Annotated in this window: 14 protein-coding genes; 5 read left to right on the forward strand and 9 right to left on the reverse strand. The window is 54.7% G+C overall.

The window, feature by feature from the left end; all coding sequences use genetic code 11:
• Nucleotides 1-7: 7 nt before the first annotated feature.
• Entirely contained in the window at nt 8-682 is a 675-nt protein-coding gene (locus tag ACQY7R_RS09630; protein WP_428305389.1) for a division plane positioning ATPase MipZ, read from the reverse strand.
• A 667-nt stretch (nt 683-1349) separates the two neighbouring features.
• Here ACQY7R_RS09630 and ACQY7R_RS09635 point away from each other — a divergent pair.
• Nucleotides 1350-2783 (forward strand): replication initiator protein A, encoded by a 1434-nt coding sequence (locus ACQY7R_RS09635; protein ID WP_428305390.1) that lies wholly within the window; start codon nt 1350-1352, stop codon nt 2781-2783.
• Nucleotides 2784-3177: 394 nt separating this feature from the next.
• Entirely contained in the window at nt 3178-3390 is a 213-nt protein-coding gene (locus ACQY7R_RS09640) for a hypothetical protein (protein WP_428305391.1), read from the forward strand.
• Here ACQY7R_RS09640 and ACQY7R_RS09645 read toward each other — a convergent pair.
• The 3 genes from ACQY7R_RS09645 to ACQY7R_RS09655 are packed head-to-tail and all read right to left on the reverse strand — an operon-like array spanning nt 3369 to nt 4612.
• Nucleotides 3369-3626: a hypothetical protein gene (locus ACQY7R_RS09645; protein ID WP_428305392.1), complete on the reverse strand. Its 258-nt coding sequence runs from the start codon at nt 3624-3626 to the stop codon at nt 3369-3371. The genes ACQY7R_RS09640 and ACQY7R_RS09645 overlap by 22 nt on opposite strands.
• Complete coding sequence (locus ACQY7R_RS09650) at nt 3623-3988, reverse strand: hypothetical protein (RefSeq protein ID WP_152099882.1); 366 nt, start codon at nt 3986-3988, stop codon at nt 3623-3625. Before ACQY7R_RS09650 ends, ACQY7R_RS09645 begins: the two co-directional genes overlap by 4 nt.
• A gap of 21 nt (nt 3989-4009) precedes the next feature.
• Nucleotides 4010-4612 carry a hypothetical protein gene (locus ACQY7R_RS09655; protein WP_428305393.1) on the reverse strand — a complete coding sequence of 201 codons (603 nt, stop codon included), beginning with the start codon at nt 4610-4612 and terminating at the stop codon, nt 4010-4012.
• A gap of 1761 nt (nt 4613-6373) precedes the next feature.
• On the opposite strand from ACQY7R_RS09655, the gene ACQY7R_RS09660 reads away from it, so the two are divergent.
• Entirely contained in the window at nt 6374-7072 is a 699-nt protein-coding gene (locus ACQY7R_RS09660; RefSeq protein WP_428305394.1) for a hypothetical protein, read from the forward strand.
• Nucleotides 7073-7075: 3 nt separating this feature from the next.
• Here ACQY7R_RS09660 and ACQY7R_RS09665 read toward each other — a convergent pair whose 3' ends face one another.
• The 5 genes from ACQY7R_RS09665 to ACQY7R_RS09685 all read right to left on the reverse strand — a co-directional run bounded on the left by ACQY7R_RS09665 (nt 7076) and on the right by ACQY7R_RS09685 (nt 9742).
• The gene (locus ACQY7R_RS09665; protein WP_428305395.1) at nt 7076-7312 is read right to left on the reverse strand and encodes a hypothetical protein; all 237 of its coding nucleotides are present in this window, start codon (nt 7310-7312) and stop codon (nt 7076-7078) included.
• A gap of 85 nt (nt 7313-7397) precedes the next feature.
• Nucleotides 7398-7853, reverse strand: coding sequence for a putative toxin-antitoxin system toxin component, PIN family (locus ACQY7R_RS09670; protein ID WP_428305396.1), 456 nt, complete (start codon nt 7851-7853; stop codon nt 7398-7400).
• On the reverse strand, nt 7850-8113 hold the full coding sequence (locus tag ACQY7R_RS09675; protein WP_428305397.1) for a hypothetical protein: 264 nt from the start codon (nt 8111-8113) through the stop codon (nt 7850-7852). The genes ACQY7R_RS09670 and ACQY7R_RS09675 overlap by 4 nt, the downstream gene beginning before the upstream one ends.
• 139 nt (nt 8114-8252) lie before the next feature.
• A complete protein-coding gene (locus ACQY7R_RS09680) occupies nt 8253-8564 on the reverse strand; it encodes a hypothetical protein (RefSeq protein WP_428305398.1) in 312 nt (103 codons plus the stop codon).
• A 560-nt stretch (nt 8565-9124) separates the two neighbouring features.
• Nucleotides 9125-9742, reverse strand: a complete 618-nt coding sequence (locus ACQY7R_RS09685) for a 3'-5' exonuclease (RefSeq protein WP_428305399.1) — start codon at nt 9740-9742, stop codon at nt 9125-9127.
• Nucleotides 9743-10261: 519 nt separating this feature from the next.
• Here ACQY7R_RS09685 and ACQY7R_RS09690 point away from each other — a divergent pair.
• Together ACQY7R_RS09690 and ACQY7R_RS09695 are read left to right on the forward strand one after the other, a co-directional pair.
• Nucleotides 10262-11452, forward strand: coding sequence for a hypothetical protein (locus ACQY7R_RS09690; RefSeq protein WP_428305400.1), 1191 nt, complete (start codon nt 10262-10264; stop codon nt 11450-11452).
• A gap of 261 nt (nt 11453-11713) precedes the next feature.
• Complete coding sequence (locus tag ACQY7R_RS09695) at nt 11714-17053, forward strand: RHS repeat-associated core domain-containing protein (RefSeq protein WP_428305401.1); 5340 nt, start codon at nt 11714-11716, stop codon at nt 17051-17053.
• Nucleotides 17054-17168: the final 115 nt, after the last annotated feature.

Raw genomic sequence — 17168 nt, forward strand, 5'->3', positions numbered from 1 at the left:
TCTTCTCTCAGCCATTGCCTACGCGTTGCCTCCTTGCGTGTTGTTTTACGGTAACGATATCTCCCACAAGTTCTCGAAATAGTCCATCGAGATCGGCTGCTGCCTGCGCACCTTTGCGGCCAAATCTTGCAACCACCGTCCCTTGTTGCGCCGCATCGCGATACGCTTGCAGGTCACGAACAACGTGCTGGGCGACCTGAAGTCCAAGCTGCGGAGCGCCCTCCTTCAGTTCTTTACTAATAGTGTCCCGGGTCTTCATCTTATTGAGCACAAGTCGCCCCTCTGGTTTACCGCCATTGATTCCCTGGGCGTATCGAAGGACTGTCGTCGCCCCAGCGACCGACCTCACATCGAGAATCGAGGGCGAAATCGGGAAAATTGCGAGATCCGCGAGAATGAGCAAGGTGCGACTCAAATCTTCGAGCCCGCCTGGAGCGTCCCCTATCACAAAATCGTGGCTGGAGAGCAATTCTTGGACGTTAGAAAGGCATTCCTCGGGAGTGTCAGCGACACGAACGGTGATTTTGGGCTCCGCCTCAACAATCCACTGCGAACTCGACCGTTGTTTGTCCGTGTCGAGTAACGCCGTTTGAAAGCCAAGGTCGAAGAGCCACACGGCAAGGTGCGTCGCGAGGGTGCTCTTGCCCACGCCGCCTTTGGAATTTGCGCAAACGATCATCATGTTTCGACCCTAGCGCGAAAACATCCTGACTGACAAGCATGTTTTTTTGCTGTGACGCTTTATTTCTTTCAGGCATCCAAGCTGACCATTCAGGATGCTTCACAGCTGCGCATGCACGATGCAGTAATCACGACTTTCAATACGGCAAGTCCGCCAGCAAGTCAGCAAGCATGCTTGCATTGAATCAATCCCCGACTCATTTCCGGCGTTAGATCATAAACCAGACCTGCCGAAAACGTACGTCAATCCCTTAGAGGGAAGGCGTGCAGAAATCCCTTGCAAGTTACAGGGAAATGAAGCAGGGTTCCATCGTCGCGTGATCGTCTGATCCAGCCAACTAGAGTGAAGCGGGACAGGAATTGCCTACAAACTCAGGCAATGGACGTTTGGGCTCACTACGGTGAAGTGAGACAGGGAGCTACGGTGAATCGAGACAGGGAATCTCTACTGGCTAGAGGGAAATGAAACAGGGAACTAGCGTGAAATGAAGCAGGGACTGAAGGGAAACGAGACAGGGAATCTTCTCGCTCTAAGGTGAAATGAGACAGAAAAAACGAGGGTAAGTATTCGATAAAAAAAGGCTTTTCAAGGGTGTAACTCTTGTGTTAATAACTTTAAGTAACTTGCAACAACAGAGGACTGTTGCTGCTTTTTTTTAAAAGAAATGATGGAAGATGCTAATCGCACTGAATCACTAGTCACCAAGTCGCCGCTGCCATTCGACCTCGATGATGGACGTGATGAACTGAATCTCGCTGAATTCCCGCTGGCGGCAATCGCCGACCGCGTTCCCGACAATCAAAAGACGCTCGTCTTCGAAGATCGCATTTTCGATTCTGGTCGATCAGAAATGATCACGCGGCGGCTCACAATCTCAGCGTCCGACAAGTACGGGCTGCCGACTTCACTCGACGACGAAGTGATCCTCGGGCTCATTCAACTTACGAAGCAAAATCGCTTCACCGAACGAAAAGTGAACTTCAGTCGCTACCAACTCATCCAAATCTTGGGTTGGCGCCATGAAGGTCGGAGTTACGATCGCCTGGAGAAGTCGCTCAAGCGCTGGCTTGGCGTTACGCTCTACTACGACAAGGCATGGTGGGATAAAGACGAGCAAACATGGGTTGACGAAAACTTTCACATCCTGGAGCAAGTCACGCTCTACGACCAAGAACGAAGGCTGAAGCGATTACGCAGCAGCAACTCCGAGCAGCCTCTTTCATCATTCGCGTGGAACGAAGTCGTCTTTCGCAGTTTCAAATCGGGCTACTTGAAGGCGATTGACCTCGGGCTCTTTCGGCAGCTTGAATACGCCGCGGCGAAACGGATGTACCGTTTTCTCGACAAACGGTTTTATCATAAGTCCCGCTGGGAATTCGATCTCGCAGAGTTTGCCTGCGAGCACATTGGCGTCAGCCGCAACTACGATACGGGGCAACTGAAGCGTCGACTTCAACCAGCGATCGATGAATTGGAAGCGGTGGGTTTCCTCGAAGCGATGCCGGTAGCACAGCGATACGTTAAGATCAGTCGCGGCCAATGGAAGATTGTCTTCATCAAGAAAGCAGTTCCGCAAGTTGAGCTACTCGGCAAAGAAGAATCTCAATTGATTAAGAGACTAGCGGATCGCGGCGTGACGCCGTCCGTTGCGACGGAAATTGTGCGTGAGTTTCCGGCGGAGTTGATCGAGATGCAGATGGAGGTGCTCGACCGCTTACTTGAAAAGAAGGATCGCGAGTCGATCCGAAATCCGGCTGGGTACTTGGTCAAGTCGATTCGAGAAGGGTATGCTCCGCCCAAGAAGCAACTGCAAACGAAGCCCGCCGTCGTCGCCGAGATGCCACGAATTAGTTCGCCCATTGAGAATGTGGCGCCCGATCAATCAGCAGTCGATGCGTACCTCATGGCATTAACGCCAACGGAACTCGCCGACCTCGAAGAGTCAATGCTTGAGCATGTGGGTGCAACTCTTGCGGAAGGCTACCTAAGATCCAAACAAGCGAAGACCTCTGCCTTCTCGGTCTACCGCCGCATGGTACTGGAGCGAGGCGCTAGGCAATTCCTTTCTACTCAGTGCAAAGCAGAAAAGTCCGCTGCATAGCCACTATCTTCTTCCTTCGTCGGCCTGTCATCGTTTGGGGTGTCACCCTGCCGGGGCCCTAAAGGATGATAGGTCGCAAGAAGGAAGACTCTTTAATTTCCGATTACCTCACAATTCTGAACCCATCCTTTGTTGGTCCGATTCGTCTTGGGGTGTTCCTGTCGCAAAAGCCGACAAGGTATCATTTCCATAAAATGAGTGTGGCGTTAGGTACTAACATTGCGGGTGCCCAACCACTAAATTGGGAACACGTATCTCAATTAACCAACGTGGTTTCCTGGCTATGGAAATGACACTACCGGAATTGCTGTCGCGGTCGGAAGCCGACCTCCGAACCATTGCCAAGGCTCTCGCTCTCACGGGATTCCATGCCGATGCCTGCCGAATGTTGGGGATGGCATCCATCGTCGCTCACGACGTACGCGAAAAGCTCGCCGCCGCCGAAGCCGTGCTGCGAGTTGCTCAGTCTGATGCTGTCGACAAATGCCCGATAATTCCAGAAGCTCCGAAGCTGACGCTTCTTGTACCCTCCAACGAAGATAAGAAAAAGCGGGCGGGGACGAATCGCCCCGCCCGCCGACCGGCCTACTTGCCGGTGTCAGGGTAGTTGGCTGCGAACCATGCCTGAAGACCTGAGACGACTGCCGCCAACTCATTGAGGTGCCTTCCGCCGTAGCTCGACGAGTCTTTGAAACCCGCCTCGGTCTTGTATGACCTGCGGATGATTGCCGACGGGAACTTCGCGCCGTCTTTCCCATCATTGAGAAATACGCTCGCGGACACAGCTCCGATGCGGACGGTGTGAACCGGTTTGTTCGTTGTCTTGTTGCTTTGCTTTTTCATTTTTCTTTTCTCCATAAGTTAAAGGTAAATTGCGTTTCCGCACCCGGCGGATGAAATGCAAATTGCCTGCGTTGGAGGAGTGACAGTCGCTGCGGCATCAATAAACGCCGCGCTGCCTCGACCGGCAAAGAGAGTGACAGTTCCGCAAGGTCTGGCCGCGAACTTTGCAGAGCAGCTCCGAGCGTGATGCCTCTCGACGGGAACTTGAAAAACAAAGCAGATGCAAGGAATCGGTTGTCATCCAGATCGGAAAGAATCCTGTGTCGTCGAAGATGATTCAGTGAATTCCGGCGCGAAACCGTGTGGAAATTGTCGAAAGGCTCACCGCCGACAAGTTGACGCGAGGCGTCGTCGACCTGCATCGGCGAATGAGCCTGTGCGAACTAGTCGCGAGAACCGGACTGGTCACTCGTCCCCTTGGCGTGTCCGCTCGGAGGCGACGTCGAAAGAACTTTCTTCTGCAGTTCGGGCAATTCGCCAGAGACTAGCTCGGTAACGTTCTTCCATAGTTCCCGAATCTGGAGAGGTGAAGTACTCAGCCAAACCGTATCCAGGAGCGCTTCTTGCTCGCCGCGAAGCTTGAGAACCTGTTGGCCCAGAGCGTCTTTGGACAGCAGTTCCCTTTCAGAAATCGCTTGTCGGGTTGCCACAGCTTTCTCCCACGTCTCGATGTTGTCGCGAGAACCGTAGTAGCGGGCTACAGGTTTGATGCCTACTCGCTTTGCCAAGTCGGCAAGCTTTTGCTGCGTGTTCTCGATCTCCTTTTGGACGGCGTCTTCCTGCTCACTAAGTGCGTTGAGATCGCTCAAGAGTTGCGTTCCCCCAAGCGCCTCGATAGCTTTCTCACGCGCCTGGAGCGAGACTTGCTCCATGTACCGCGGGTCGCTCTTTTCAAGCAGCTCGGTGATGGCTCGCTCAATCTTTTGCGCGATACGTTCTTTCCAATGCTCCTTTTCTTTCACAGTAATGCTCATTAATTCCTCCACATTATTTATACGTTAAATGAACCGAGAATCGGCTCTGCGTGCCGCCATCCGCGGCGAGTCAAGGTGGAGCCTTTGCGCAGCAAAGCAGCAGCGAGACTTCCCGGTGCGCTCCGACGAGCGGACCTTGACCGCTGCGGCACAATCAAAACAGAGCCGAAGAAGGTTTGACTAGCCGGAGAAGCGACTGCCTGGCAGGATTTGATTAGGGGCAGTTTGCGTGTTATACGGACACTCAGGGAAACCAGGATAGGTTTTCCCGACTGTCGATGTTCGTAAACGCTTTGGCAGCAGTTATCCGTCTGGAGAACGCATCCGTTTAGCTTGGTCACCAACCAGGCCAAGGAGAGGGGATTTACCATCCCTCACGCGTTCTGCCGGTAGCGCTGAGTGCATGGAGACATGCTCGCTCAGTGCGAAGGAGGCTTGATGAAGTAATCTCGAAATCGCTCGCTGCCTTTGTATGGCAGCGATGACGCTCGAAGTAATCTCATCATTCTATCCTATAGTTCAATGTTCTTTTCTCGCCCCGATGCGGGGCGATACGGAAATTCTCTGACAGAAGTTCTGGTCAGAGCCGTCAGTATTCAAAGTCGGTGCGGCTGCACTTGTGCAGCCAAATCCACACGCGGGGTTCGTCTCCTTCTGGGAGCGTTCAACGTTGTCCGGCGTCGGGAGCCACGAGCCTCGCAAGAGGCCGTGTCGGGGGAGTGACGTCCTTCGAGTACACCAGTAAGTCTGGTGACGTGAAAAGCTCAACGATGAAAGGCGAGTAATCGCTTGCCGGTAAATGTTTCGAAAGTCGATTGCCGAGATTCTCGGTCACTCGCGATAGCGAAGGGCCGAGGGGGACAAGTGGATGATTCACACGGTAGGGGGAGCTTCTAGACTCGTACCCCGGAAATCGCCGGGCACGAAAGTGCCAGGTGGAAAGTAGGACGGCCTGGCGGCCGCACCTAGAATCGTTCGCCATGAGGGTCACACCTCTCACCCACGAGATTCGAAACGTGAAGATTCTGACTAACGTAGGAATCGCCGTCGAGGCCGGTTGGTAACCGGTGCCAAGGCTCGTCGCCTTGGTGCTTTAAATTCGACGGCGAGGGAGCGGGTCGCAAGTAGAGAGCCGGAGCTCAAGCACGCGGGAGCGTGTGAGAGTTCCGGGCGGTGGTCGAGACGAAGGTCTCGAACTGTCGGGCGGCGGAGCCGTCCCGATGGTCATGGCAAGGCAGTCATGACCCGTGCTTGCTTGGGGGTGGTACCCCGAGCATGAGAGCCGACGAAAGCGACGACTGGCTTACAAAGCCAGACGGATAACTGTGCCGGAGGCCCTCCATGTCGAGGCCTCCGGCGGTCCTTGGTTGGAAGCATGGTGGTCAAACGAGTTCTCTTCGGGAGAAGAGAAGTCTTTTGGCAGCGAATTGGCGGTGGACAGGCGACGTGTGCTTTGCACACGACGGTTTTTCACCGAGGTGTTTAGCAACACGGTTAGCATGAAATTGGGCGGGCTGCTGCTAAGAGTTTAGTAGCAGCCCGCGAGAAATGAATGCGGCTGCGTGGCATGGAAGGTTCGCAAAAATCGAAGGCTAGGTTTTTCCTTCGAGGTTTTGCGAAGTCACCTACTTGGCGTGAGGCGAGAACGATGGACAGTTCCGCATCAGTCGCCAAGCTGATTTCGCATTGAATGTTTTTCTCCGGGCAAGCAAGAAGCTTGCCCCTTTTTATGACGGCTTGCAGTTTGAGTCTCCATAAAAAGGAGAGCTGGAAATGAGAAATGAACCATACAAGTACGAGACGACTTCCGTGACGGGGTTCGTGCAACGAATCGCAACTTGCTTGCTGCGGCATGGCTACTGTCACTACGTTCAAGGGACGGTAGGCGAGGGCAAAGACCCTCGAGCCATCGACAAGAAGTTGCTCGAAAAGTACGAGGTCGTCCAGAGCGAGTGGACTCGAGCCCGTCGTAAAGAGAAGGGGCTCGCCAACCTTCAGTACGTCAGGTTCGACCGGACCTGGGTGCTGATGGCGACCGAAGGCAGCCATCCGATGAAGTCGGCCGAGCAGTCTCAGCTTCGAGACATCCGCGAAGCTCCGATTCAGATTGAGGGGTATTCCATCTACCTGAAGAGGGGGGATTTCAAGAAGAAATGCTCGAAGGATGAAGTTCCAGTGCGGGACGAAAAGTTCCATGCTCGGGTGCTCATCTCCCGGGAGCGGTATACCGAGCTGCGGGCTTACTTCCTGTCCATTGCGTGTCACCGGACGGCCGAGCGGCTGGCGGTGGAGATAAACGGCTTGCCGTTTGAACCTTACAAGCCGGTCTGGCGTCAGCTCAGAAAAATAGTTCGGTTGGTCAATAAGAAGCGAAAGGCAGCCGGTTTCGGCCAGGTGCTGATGGACTCGGTCCGCTGGAGAAGAAACATTGTGAAGGCGTTTGAACCACTAGAGGTTGACCGGGCGGCTTAGCATCTAGTCTGGTCGACTCCGGTGGATTTTCAGAATCAACTTTGAGTGATCAATCATTCTTTTTGCCAGTTCAGGCATGTCGCTTGGGACTGGTTGACCACAATACTCCTTCACAGCGTCAAAGATTTCACGAGAGTGAGTTCCATGGCAGCGAAGTTGGTGGTCTGTCCACACTTGATTTGCAGACTCTGTAATGTCTTTCCATTCTTCCTTCACGAACTTAAAGAACATCGCGTCCATAGCAAGATCCGTAATTGTGAACGGTTGGCAATCAACGCACCAAAGTATACCGAAGACGGTAGTGCCTGCGAGTATGGTCTCGCTTCTATGCGAACGATTCCGCTAAGAAGTTCTCCGGCGTGCCGATGCGCAGGCGGGGATAGAGGGCCCTGAACTCCTGGCCGACGGCAGAATCAGAACGGCTAAGTTCGAGCAGATCTTTGTCCCAAGTGACCAGCCAAGCCGCTCCTGACGCCAGAGCGAGATTGATGTATTTGCTGTCTTTCGGGTCTCGCTTCAGTTCGTATTGCTCCGGCACAGCGTCAATCCAGAAGCTGGTGCGGAGGAAGTGCTGCAGAAAGAGAGTGACCGCCTCAGGCGTCAGGGTAGCGAATTTGCTTTGGTGTTCGGTGCGATTCAGCACGTCATGGATTTCGGCAAGAACTTCAGCCCCTAGGGCGAGCGTTACTTTGCCGGAATCGACCAATTCAAAAAGCCTGGAAACTCGCTCAGGACGAGCGGCAGAGCGAAAGAAAAGCATGCAATCGTAAACGACTATCACGCACTCTTCTTCGGCTTGCGGTCATTGAAGACTTGGTCCCGCAATCCTTCGTAGAAGGAGTCGAGGTCATCGTCAGAGGCTCCACTTGCGGCAACCTCTTTGCGGAAGGAAGCGAGAACCTCATCCAGTGACGGCGCCAATAAGGTTCCGCTTAAGACTCGCTCAGCGTGACGCTCCAACTCTTCGCCGCAGGCACTAGCCTGGGCCCGCAGGCGCGCTTCTACATCAGGAGCAAGTGAGATTTGAAGTTGAGTTGACATAGTAACATTTTACTACATTCCGCACGGTAAGGCCAGAAATTTCAGACTACGTAAATGGCTGATTCTAGACGGGAGAAGTGGGGCCTCTGCGGCCCCTTTTCGCACGCAGACCTGCAAGCGCAGAGCCTGCCCCCTTCATCTACGCGGCCAAAGACTCGGCTTGAACTAGCTGAGCTTCATTCTCGGCAATCCAAGTAGACGCTTGCTGAATCACGTTCAGCAGCTGGGCTTGGTTCTTTGCGAAGTAGTTAGACGAGTAGCCGGTTTTGCCGGTAGATGCTTTCCATGAGCGACTGATTGAGTACTCGTAGTAGGGGAAGCCGGTTGATGATTCCCGTTTCCAAATCATCGCGGAAATTCCGCCGTCACGAAATGACTTGACGGGCTTTGTTTCCCCTTTGCCGCCGCCGGATTTCTGCTTCTTAGTTTCCGTTTCTAGTTCGTTGGTCATACATCCTCCAAATAAAAGTTTCTGGAGCGATGATGCGACCAAATCAATCCTTAAGCAAGTTTTTATTCCTTACCGTATAGCTGTAATCATTATCGCCACTTGGCAGCAGTGAAAAGCATCACTCCCTGCGATCAAGCACATAACACATCGCTATAAGAACCTTATTTATCAGCCTGGGAACGACATGGCACGGCCTCACGGGGGCATGTTTGTGAAAGAATGCCTCGATGAAGGGCACTGTTTTCCTAGTAGTCGCTACGTTCGCAGTTACGGCATCGGCCAACGAGGTCCCACATAAGAGTGTGTAGAGATTAAACATCGCTGACACTAGTAACGTCAAAAATCCTGCTCCGCCGCGCAAACAAAAAGCTAACTCTGCGGAAGACTTCGTAACGAACAGCCTCATTAAGCGAGCCGCTTCATTACTGGGACATCTCTATCCCTATTCTGGCGCCGGCGCTCGTGCGATCGACGACGAAGTCGCACCTCCAGTAGCACAACTTCTCCTCACTAAATAGTGGTTCCGTGTGATCGCACCTCGGGCGGGACAACTACTCAAATCAGACATACCCAGGTCGACGAGGGCTTAAATCGACGGCGGGCGCGAGTGCCCGAAACAGCTGCACCGTGGCGGTCACGTCACTTAGGGCGTCATGAGCTTTTGCGGCATGGAGCGGCACGCCAAAGTGTGCACACAGCGTTGCCAGCTGAAAATTGGCCGGGGGATTTTCTCCTGAGGTGACACAACGCCACAACGCCAGCTGCAACGTACACAGCAGTTGCCGCTTGGCAGGAAGATAGACCCCCAATCGCTCGTACCAATCGATGAGAAACGATCCGTCAAAGTGAGCGTTGTGGGCCACAAGCTGCGCCACCTGATAGCTGTCTCCTTTGTTGGAGATGGTGGCAGCGGTCGCGTGCCTTCGCAGGAATTGCGCAAACTCCTTGGCAACCGCCTTCGGCTCGCACGCCTCGGTAGCCCAGATGCCTGGATGATACGAATTCTTGCGCAGACTGTAGGCATTAGCGCTTCTGTGATTGAAGCGTATTTTCGCTTCAAAGGCCTCGAGGACTTCCAAACGTGAATCAACAGCGATTGCTCCAAGCTGGATGATCGGATGGCGTTTGGGGTTCGGTCCTCCCACTTCTAGGTCGATGAAAACAAGCTTCTGATTCATGGCCGATAATGCCACGAACAGAGACGCTACTCAATGGTCAGGAAATTGTCCACCAATAGCACATTCAGTCCCCGGTTCGGCGTAGCGAACCCGCGCAAAGTGCTGACAGAAAGCATTCCTTGCTGGGCATAGTTGCCCGCCGTTGATTCTCATTGCATAAAACCGTATGCGAATTCGTACTGCATGCTCGTCGACTCTTCGCACATGCGGACCTCAGGGCTTCAACAATGGGGAAAGGCGTAGGCGACCACTGAACCAAACAAACTGTGGATGCACATAGAGCCAGCAGTGCGCGCGGGAGCTTGATCGATGACGGCATCTGGCAAGAATCCCAGCGACGCGAGGTACACATCCGAGGCCGTCTTTAGCATTAATCACCATTGCGTGCGATCAAATAAAAGACTCTATCAACCGAATCGAAATTCTTTCTTGTAATCCGCATCAGAATTGATTACCATGCCCACACGCCTGCTCCCAGTTCGATGCTTTTGTCGCTTGCATGACTTCGAGGAATAAGCGATGCCAATGGAGTTGACAGTTGAATCGGCTTCAGCCCATGCGGATGACTTCCTCAAAACAATAGCTTCATATCAAGACAAAAAGTTCGAAGGCCGCGGCATCGTTACCTGCGGAGGCGGGGTTAAATACGGAGCCTGTGCTTGGGTCCTGGTCCGACTGCTACGGTTCCTTGGCTGCGACCTCCCAATTGAGGTTTGGGCACTCGACGACGATGAGTTTGATCCAGAACTTGTGCGCTTGCTGGAGTCGTACGGCGCAACGTGTGTCAATGCTGCGTCAGTTCTGAAGGAACACCCGCATCGGCGGTTGCGGGGATGGGAGCTAAAGCCGTACGCAATCCTGCATAGCAAGTTTCGGGAAGTCCTTTTTCTCGACGCCGATAATGTTCCCGTTCGTGATCCGACGTACCTACTTGATTCGCCCCAGTACAAAGACAGTGGCACTGTCTTTTGGCCTGATCCTGCACATTTTCGCACGCCGCTTAATAGCCCGCTGTGGAAGATTTTTGGGGCAAATCCTCAAGAGTCACCAGACCAGGAAAGCGGTCAAATTCTGCTCGACAAATCGCGCTGCTGGGAAGCGTTGCATTTGTGCAACTGGTACAACCAGCATTCCAACTTCTACTATCAGCACGTCTACGGCGACAAGGAAACGTTCCGTTTCGCTTGGCAGCGCCTAGATCAACCGATCAGTTGGCCGGATAAGTTTGCTTCTGGGGAGCTTCTGTTTACGCTCCAGCAACATGACTTTGGCGGCGACGTGCTATTTCAGCACCGATTTTATCGAAAGTGGTCTCTTTACGGCCATAACACAACGATTCCTGGATTCGAGCACGAACAGCTTTGCTTGCAGTTCTTAGATGAACTGCGCCGTCAATGGAAGCCGGAAGTGCATTTGCTTCGTCGCATGACGGCGGAGGATCGGGCGTTTAGCGAATCAATCAGTGGTCAACGTTTTATCTATGACCGCTTAGGGCACAATCGCTGGCCAATTCGTTTGGGGGACGGCGGGCGCGTTCTTGAAGGCGAAGGGCCGAATGAGCTTTTTTGGGGCTGCGAACAAGGCCACTTGCTCTTCTTCGGGAGCGACGGAAGACGCCGTTGCCGACTGACGCCGGCATCCGATGGCGCCTGGGAAGGAGAGCAATTGAAGCCACGCAAGATGAGACTTCGTCTTCTGCCGACTGAATAGCTTTTACCGTCAATTGCAATCGGGTTCCCACGAACGGAACTTTTGACAGGAAGCAATCGCATGGGCACGCAACCTAAGCCAACTCCCGATCCACAATGCCCTGACGAGTGCGAGTGCAGCGGCGCAAACTCCGGGTGCAGTGGCGGAACATGCCCTGTGAACTATGCGACCGGGGGAGTAGAAGAGTCTAACAGTTACTTATTGACGCCGCATGCAGGGAATTTTCGTCTCACTTGGTCGAATCGTTGGAACAATGATGGGGTGCCGGCGAATTTCCAGGGCAACGTCGGTGCCAACTGGATGATGGACGCATTCGCGTACATGACTCAAGGGAGCGGCGGCGAACTGGCGTTCGTCTGGACGCCGGGCCGTGGCGCTAAGTCAATTTGGTTCACCCAGAGCGGTTCAACTTACACTGCCGAATTTGGTGCGCGTCAAACCCTTGTTCGCGACGCCAATATCTGGCGAATCACCGACCCCGATGGAACGGTTTGGGAATTCGATGCCATCACAGAGCTCGTCTCCAAGCAGATTACTCCTGGCGGCCAAGTAACCGAATTTTTACAGAACGCGGGCCGTATTATCGAGAAAAGGCGGACGGTCGGAGACGACGTCGAGTCGCGAGTGTTCGACTACACGGATAACCTCGTGACGATGGTGACGCTGTATCGAGGAACCGTCGCCCAGCCTCATCAAACGGCCGTCGGGCGAGTGCTGCTGGCTTACTACGACAGCACGATTGCACATAAGGGCAATGCCGGAGACCTGAAGACGGTTACGTTGCAAACGCCTCAAGGCGTTTCTTGGGAAAATGTTTCGGTTCATTATTACCGCTATTACACATCAAATTCGCCGACGGGTTACGTCGGCGGCCTGAAGTACGTCGTAGGACCAACTGCCTATGCCAGCTTGATTGATCCCGAAGGAGCGAGCGACAGTCAGATCGCTGCAGTGGCTTCGAAGGCTTACCAATACGATCCAAGCACTCAGCGAGTTATCCAGGCAAAGACTCACGGCGGCAGTCAGACTTATGCGATCTCCTACACGGAGAGCGGATTTGCTGACGGATACAATAGTTGGCAATTGCGGGCCGAGGCAACGCTGCCGGACGGGTCGACGAAGATCGTCTACGCCAATCATATCAGCCAAGACATGTTGGTGGACAATCAGCAGGGTAGCGACCGCTGGATCACTTACGTTCGGTTCGAAGACAACGCTGGCTCTCTCGGCAACCACTCGAAGGCCGTCGGACGCGCTACGCATCGCTACAGTCCGTCGGCAATCGACATGACGGCCACGCCCTACGATGACTCCGACCCGACGCTCGATGTGCAACTGAACGCGAACAAGGGGCTAGTTCAGATTACAACGTATTACGCGGATGACCAGACCGCTCCCGGCTATCCTGAATCCAAGCAAGTCCAACAAGGAACCGCCGGCTCGTCGATCAAGCTACAGAAGGCGGAGTACGGCTCCCACACTGTTGGCTCCGGAACGAATGCCGCGACGATCTATGTGCTCACGAAGCAGATTGTCTACCGAAGCGACGCCTCGGGCGGCAGCGATCCGGTCGAAACGACGTTCACGAACGAATTTCATACTGGCAAGACCCAGCTTAAAAAGGTGACGACTGGCCTGCCTGACGTTGACGCCCCTCAAAACGGCGGCGCCTGGCTCATAGGGAATACGCAGATTCAGGAATTCGATGTTCAAGGCCGTCTTGAAAAAGAAACTGATCCGCGTGGCACAGTCACCGAATACGATTATGACGATACAACGGGAACGGTGTCGCAAAGGACCCAAGACCCCACCGGCTTGAACCTCATTACGAATTACATCTCGGACGGCATGGGCCGCATCGTCGAGACGCGAGATCCGGCTCATGACGTCAACGGCCAAACGGTAAGGACTGTTGAATGGACAGTTTATCTAGATGCTGACCATGAAGTTCGCCGCGCGAAAGGCTATCTCATCGGGACCAACAGCTACACGCTGGTCAACCCCGTGTCGATCACGCGGACCGACGCCAGCGGCCAGATCGTCGACGAGATCAACGCCGTCCGCGGCAGCGGCGTCGAGAACTCAGGCGCGCTGACCGCGGGCGACAGCTTCCCGCAATCAAGTTGGAGAGCCTGGATGCATAATGAGTACGACGACGGACGCCTTCAGTCAACGCGGATTTATCATACAATACCCGCGAGCGGCAGCGGCAGCAGCGGCGTCAACTACGATCAGACCGACTTCGGCGACGACGCGATGGGGCGGCATAACTACGCCAAGTCGCCGGCCGGAACGATCATTCGCACGGTTTACGACGCGCGGGGACTTGGGCTGTCAAGTTGGGTCGGCACGAACGACGACGGGGCGACCGACGCCAATCCCGCCGGCAGCGGCTCGCCGAACAACATGAAGGCAGTTGCGATCAACCAATACGACGCCGACGCCTACGGTTCGGGAAACAATTCGCTCGACGGCCTGCTGACGAAGGTCACTAGTCCAGTCGACGGCGTCTCGGCCAATGATCGCATCGTCGAATACCGCTACGACTGGCGTGATCGGCGGACCACCGTGATCACGACGGACGGAACGAATGTGTTCCATGACGTCGCGGAGATCGACAACCTCAATCGTACCGTCGTCGCTCGGCAGGAGCGAACTGGCGCCCCGAACGTCTTGACCGGCAAGAACGAAGTGTTCTACGACAGTCGCGGCAGCGTCTATCAAACGAAGCGGTACGCCGTCAGCGATGCCGGCGTCGCCGGCAATGCGCTCATCGACAATACTTGGTACGATGCGGGGGGGAATGTTCTGAAGAGCCTATCGGCAGGGAGTCAGGCATTCACGAAGACCGTATACGACGCGATCGGTCGTCAAGCAGCGAGGTACGTCGGCTACTACAGCGGCACCGGCGATGATGCGCCACAGAGCGTGACGAACGACGTCATCTTCGAAGAGTCGCAACAGCAGTACGACGCGGCAAGCAATGTTACCTTCTCGACGGCGAAGCAGCGGTGGCACGACGCCACCGGGAACGGTGCCCTAAACGGGCATTCGGGAAGTCAGCCCAAGAGCCGAGATAGCTATTCAGCCTCCTGGTATGATGGGAGCGGACGCCTGACGGCGACGGCCAACTATGGCACGAACAACAACGCCGGGCCGCCGACGCGACCTTCGTCGGCGCCCGCTCCCAGCGACACCATGCTCGTGTCGACGATCGCGTTCAATTCCTCCGGCCAGATACTAGATCAAACGGATCCCGTCGGTCAAGTGACGCGCAGCGGTTACGACGCAGCACGCCGAGTGACAAGCGTCGTTAGCAATTACGGAAGTTCGCCGACCGAGGAGGTGCAGACGACCTACACGGCCGACGGTCAAGTCGCCACGCTCACAGCCATCAACGGCACGACGGGCAGCCAGACGACGACGTACGCGTACGGCGTTGACCTGACGAATTCGGCCGTGGCGACCAAAGACTTGCTCCGCATGACGACCTGTCCCGACAATGGATACGTGACGTACGAATACAATCGCCAAAGCCAGCGCACGAAGATGGCGGACCAGAATGGTTCGATTCACGAGTACGCCTACGACAAGCTCGGCCGACAAACGGACGATCGCGTGACGACGATTGCGGGCGGCGTCGACGGCGCCGTGCGGCGGCTCGAATGGACCTATGATAATCGCCAACGTCTACAACATGTTCTTAGCCGCTCAGCCACGAGTGGCGGAAGCGTCACGAGCGACGTCCAGTATGCCTACAATGACTTCAGTCAACTGGCGACCGAATACCAGCAGCATGGAGCGGCGGTGAACGTGAGTACGTCGCCGAAGGTGCAGTACGCGTACGAGAATGGGTCAACCAACACGATCCGCCCCACCGGTTCCACATATCCCAACTCAAATGCCCTGAGTTACGGCTACGGCTCGTCAGGCGGAAAGAACGACAAGCTTAGTCGGATCGAGAAACTCGCTTGGAAAGGCACCGACGTTGCCACATACGAATATCTCGGACTCGGGCAGTTCGTCATCGAGAAGTATCCCGAGCCTTCGACCGACGTCGAGTACACGCTCGTCACCAGCAGCGGCAGCAATCCATACGCGGGGATGGATCGATTCGGGAGAATCGTCGACCTCCAGTGGAAGCAAGGCTCGACTGAGTTAGTGCGACTTGGCTACGGCTATGATCGGGCCGGCAACCGCACCTACCGTCGAGATGAAGTGGCTCGAACGAACTCCGCGTTTTTCGACGAGCTCTACGGCTACGACGGGCTTAATCGGCTGACTAGTTTTGATCGGGGCCTGCTGAATGGCGCAAACACGGGATTGACCGGAAGTCCGACGCTGACGCAAGATTGGACGCTTGATCAAACTGGGAATTGGTCAGGCTTCAGCCAGACGGTGCAAAGCGCCCTTACGCAGACCCGTACTTCGAATACGGTCAACGAAATTACTGACATCAGCGAAACAGTAGGTCTTGACTGGGCAACACCGGCCTACAATGCCAATGGCAACATGAGTTCGTTGGCTCAGCCCGGTACGCTCGACGACTCCTATACAGCAACGTGGGACGCCTGGAATCGACTTGTGAAGCTAGCTGATTCGAGCGGCGTCGTCGCGGAATATCAATACGATGGACTCAATCGAAGGGCAGTAAAGTCCATTCCTGGATTCTTCGGCACGGTTCGCCATTATTACTACTCGGATCAATGGCAGGTCATCGAGGAACGGCTCGGCTCTTCGACGAGCGCCGATCAGCAACAGGTGTGGGGGAGCCGTTACGTTGACAATCTCGTGCTCCGAGATCGTTTCGACGTCGGGCCAGGATACGTCAATCGGCTCTATGCCCTACAAGACGCTCTGTTCAACGTCGTCGCTCTGACAACCAGTGCGGGTGCCGTGCAGGAACGCTTCGCCTATCAGCCCTACGGGCAGAGCGAACCGCTCAACCCCAACTTCTCTGCGTACTCAGGGACCGATTATCAGTGGGAGTACCGCTTTACCGGAAGAGAGATTGACCTGGAGAGTGGCCTGCAGATCAACCGGCGGCGGTACTTACACATCCAGTTAGGGAGGTGGATGAGTCGAGATCCTATGGAGTACTACGATGGCCCGAACGTTTATCGTTATGTGGCAAGCAATCCTGTTAAATTAACTGACCCGTCGGGGCTAGCATGTACGCCTGTCTCGTATATTGCTGGACCAACGACCGTTACTGCGACTGCCGGTGGGTTCTCAATTGGACCTGGAACAAATCCTGGTACAGTTTCCGCGGCACCAACGTCTCTCATAGAATGCACCGCCACGAGAAAATTAACGATTCTCGTCAATTGCGTTTGTACATACTACATTTTTCCGTGCTTTTGGCAGACGAAAACCTTCCAAACAAGTAAAACCTTTACCCAAACCCGCACTTCTACAGTAAACATTTCCCCCCACACTGTTATGACAGTTGGTTGGGGAGTGAATGCGCCTGGGCCCGGCGTCTCCACAGCTTTGCTGCACCTTGATCCGGCTGACCAAGCGCTGGCAGATGGTAGGTGCGGGAACGTCGGCGTCGTCTGGCCCGCGTGGCCAGCCCTTCCCGCAACCTTTCCTTGTTAAGCCATTTTACTACGCCCCTAATGGTTTACTGGCTCATTTTATTCACGTGTCGTTGATTGGAAGCCTGTACACGCCAGGCCGTATCTCCCAACTTGCTTTCCTCTTGGCCTGCTAT

This window comes from Lacipirellula sp., from assembly GCF_965279485.1.
Taxonomy (GTDB): domain Bacteria; phylum Planctomycetota; class Planctomycetia; order Pirellulales; family Lacipirellulaceae; genus Lacipirellula.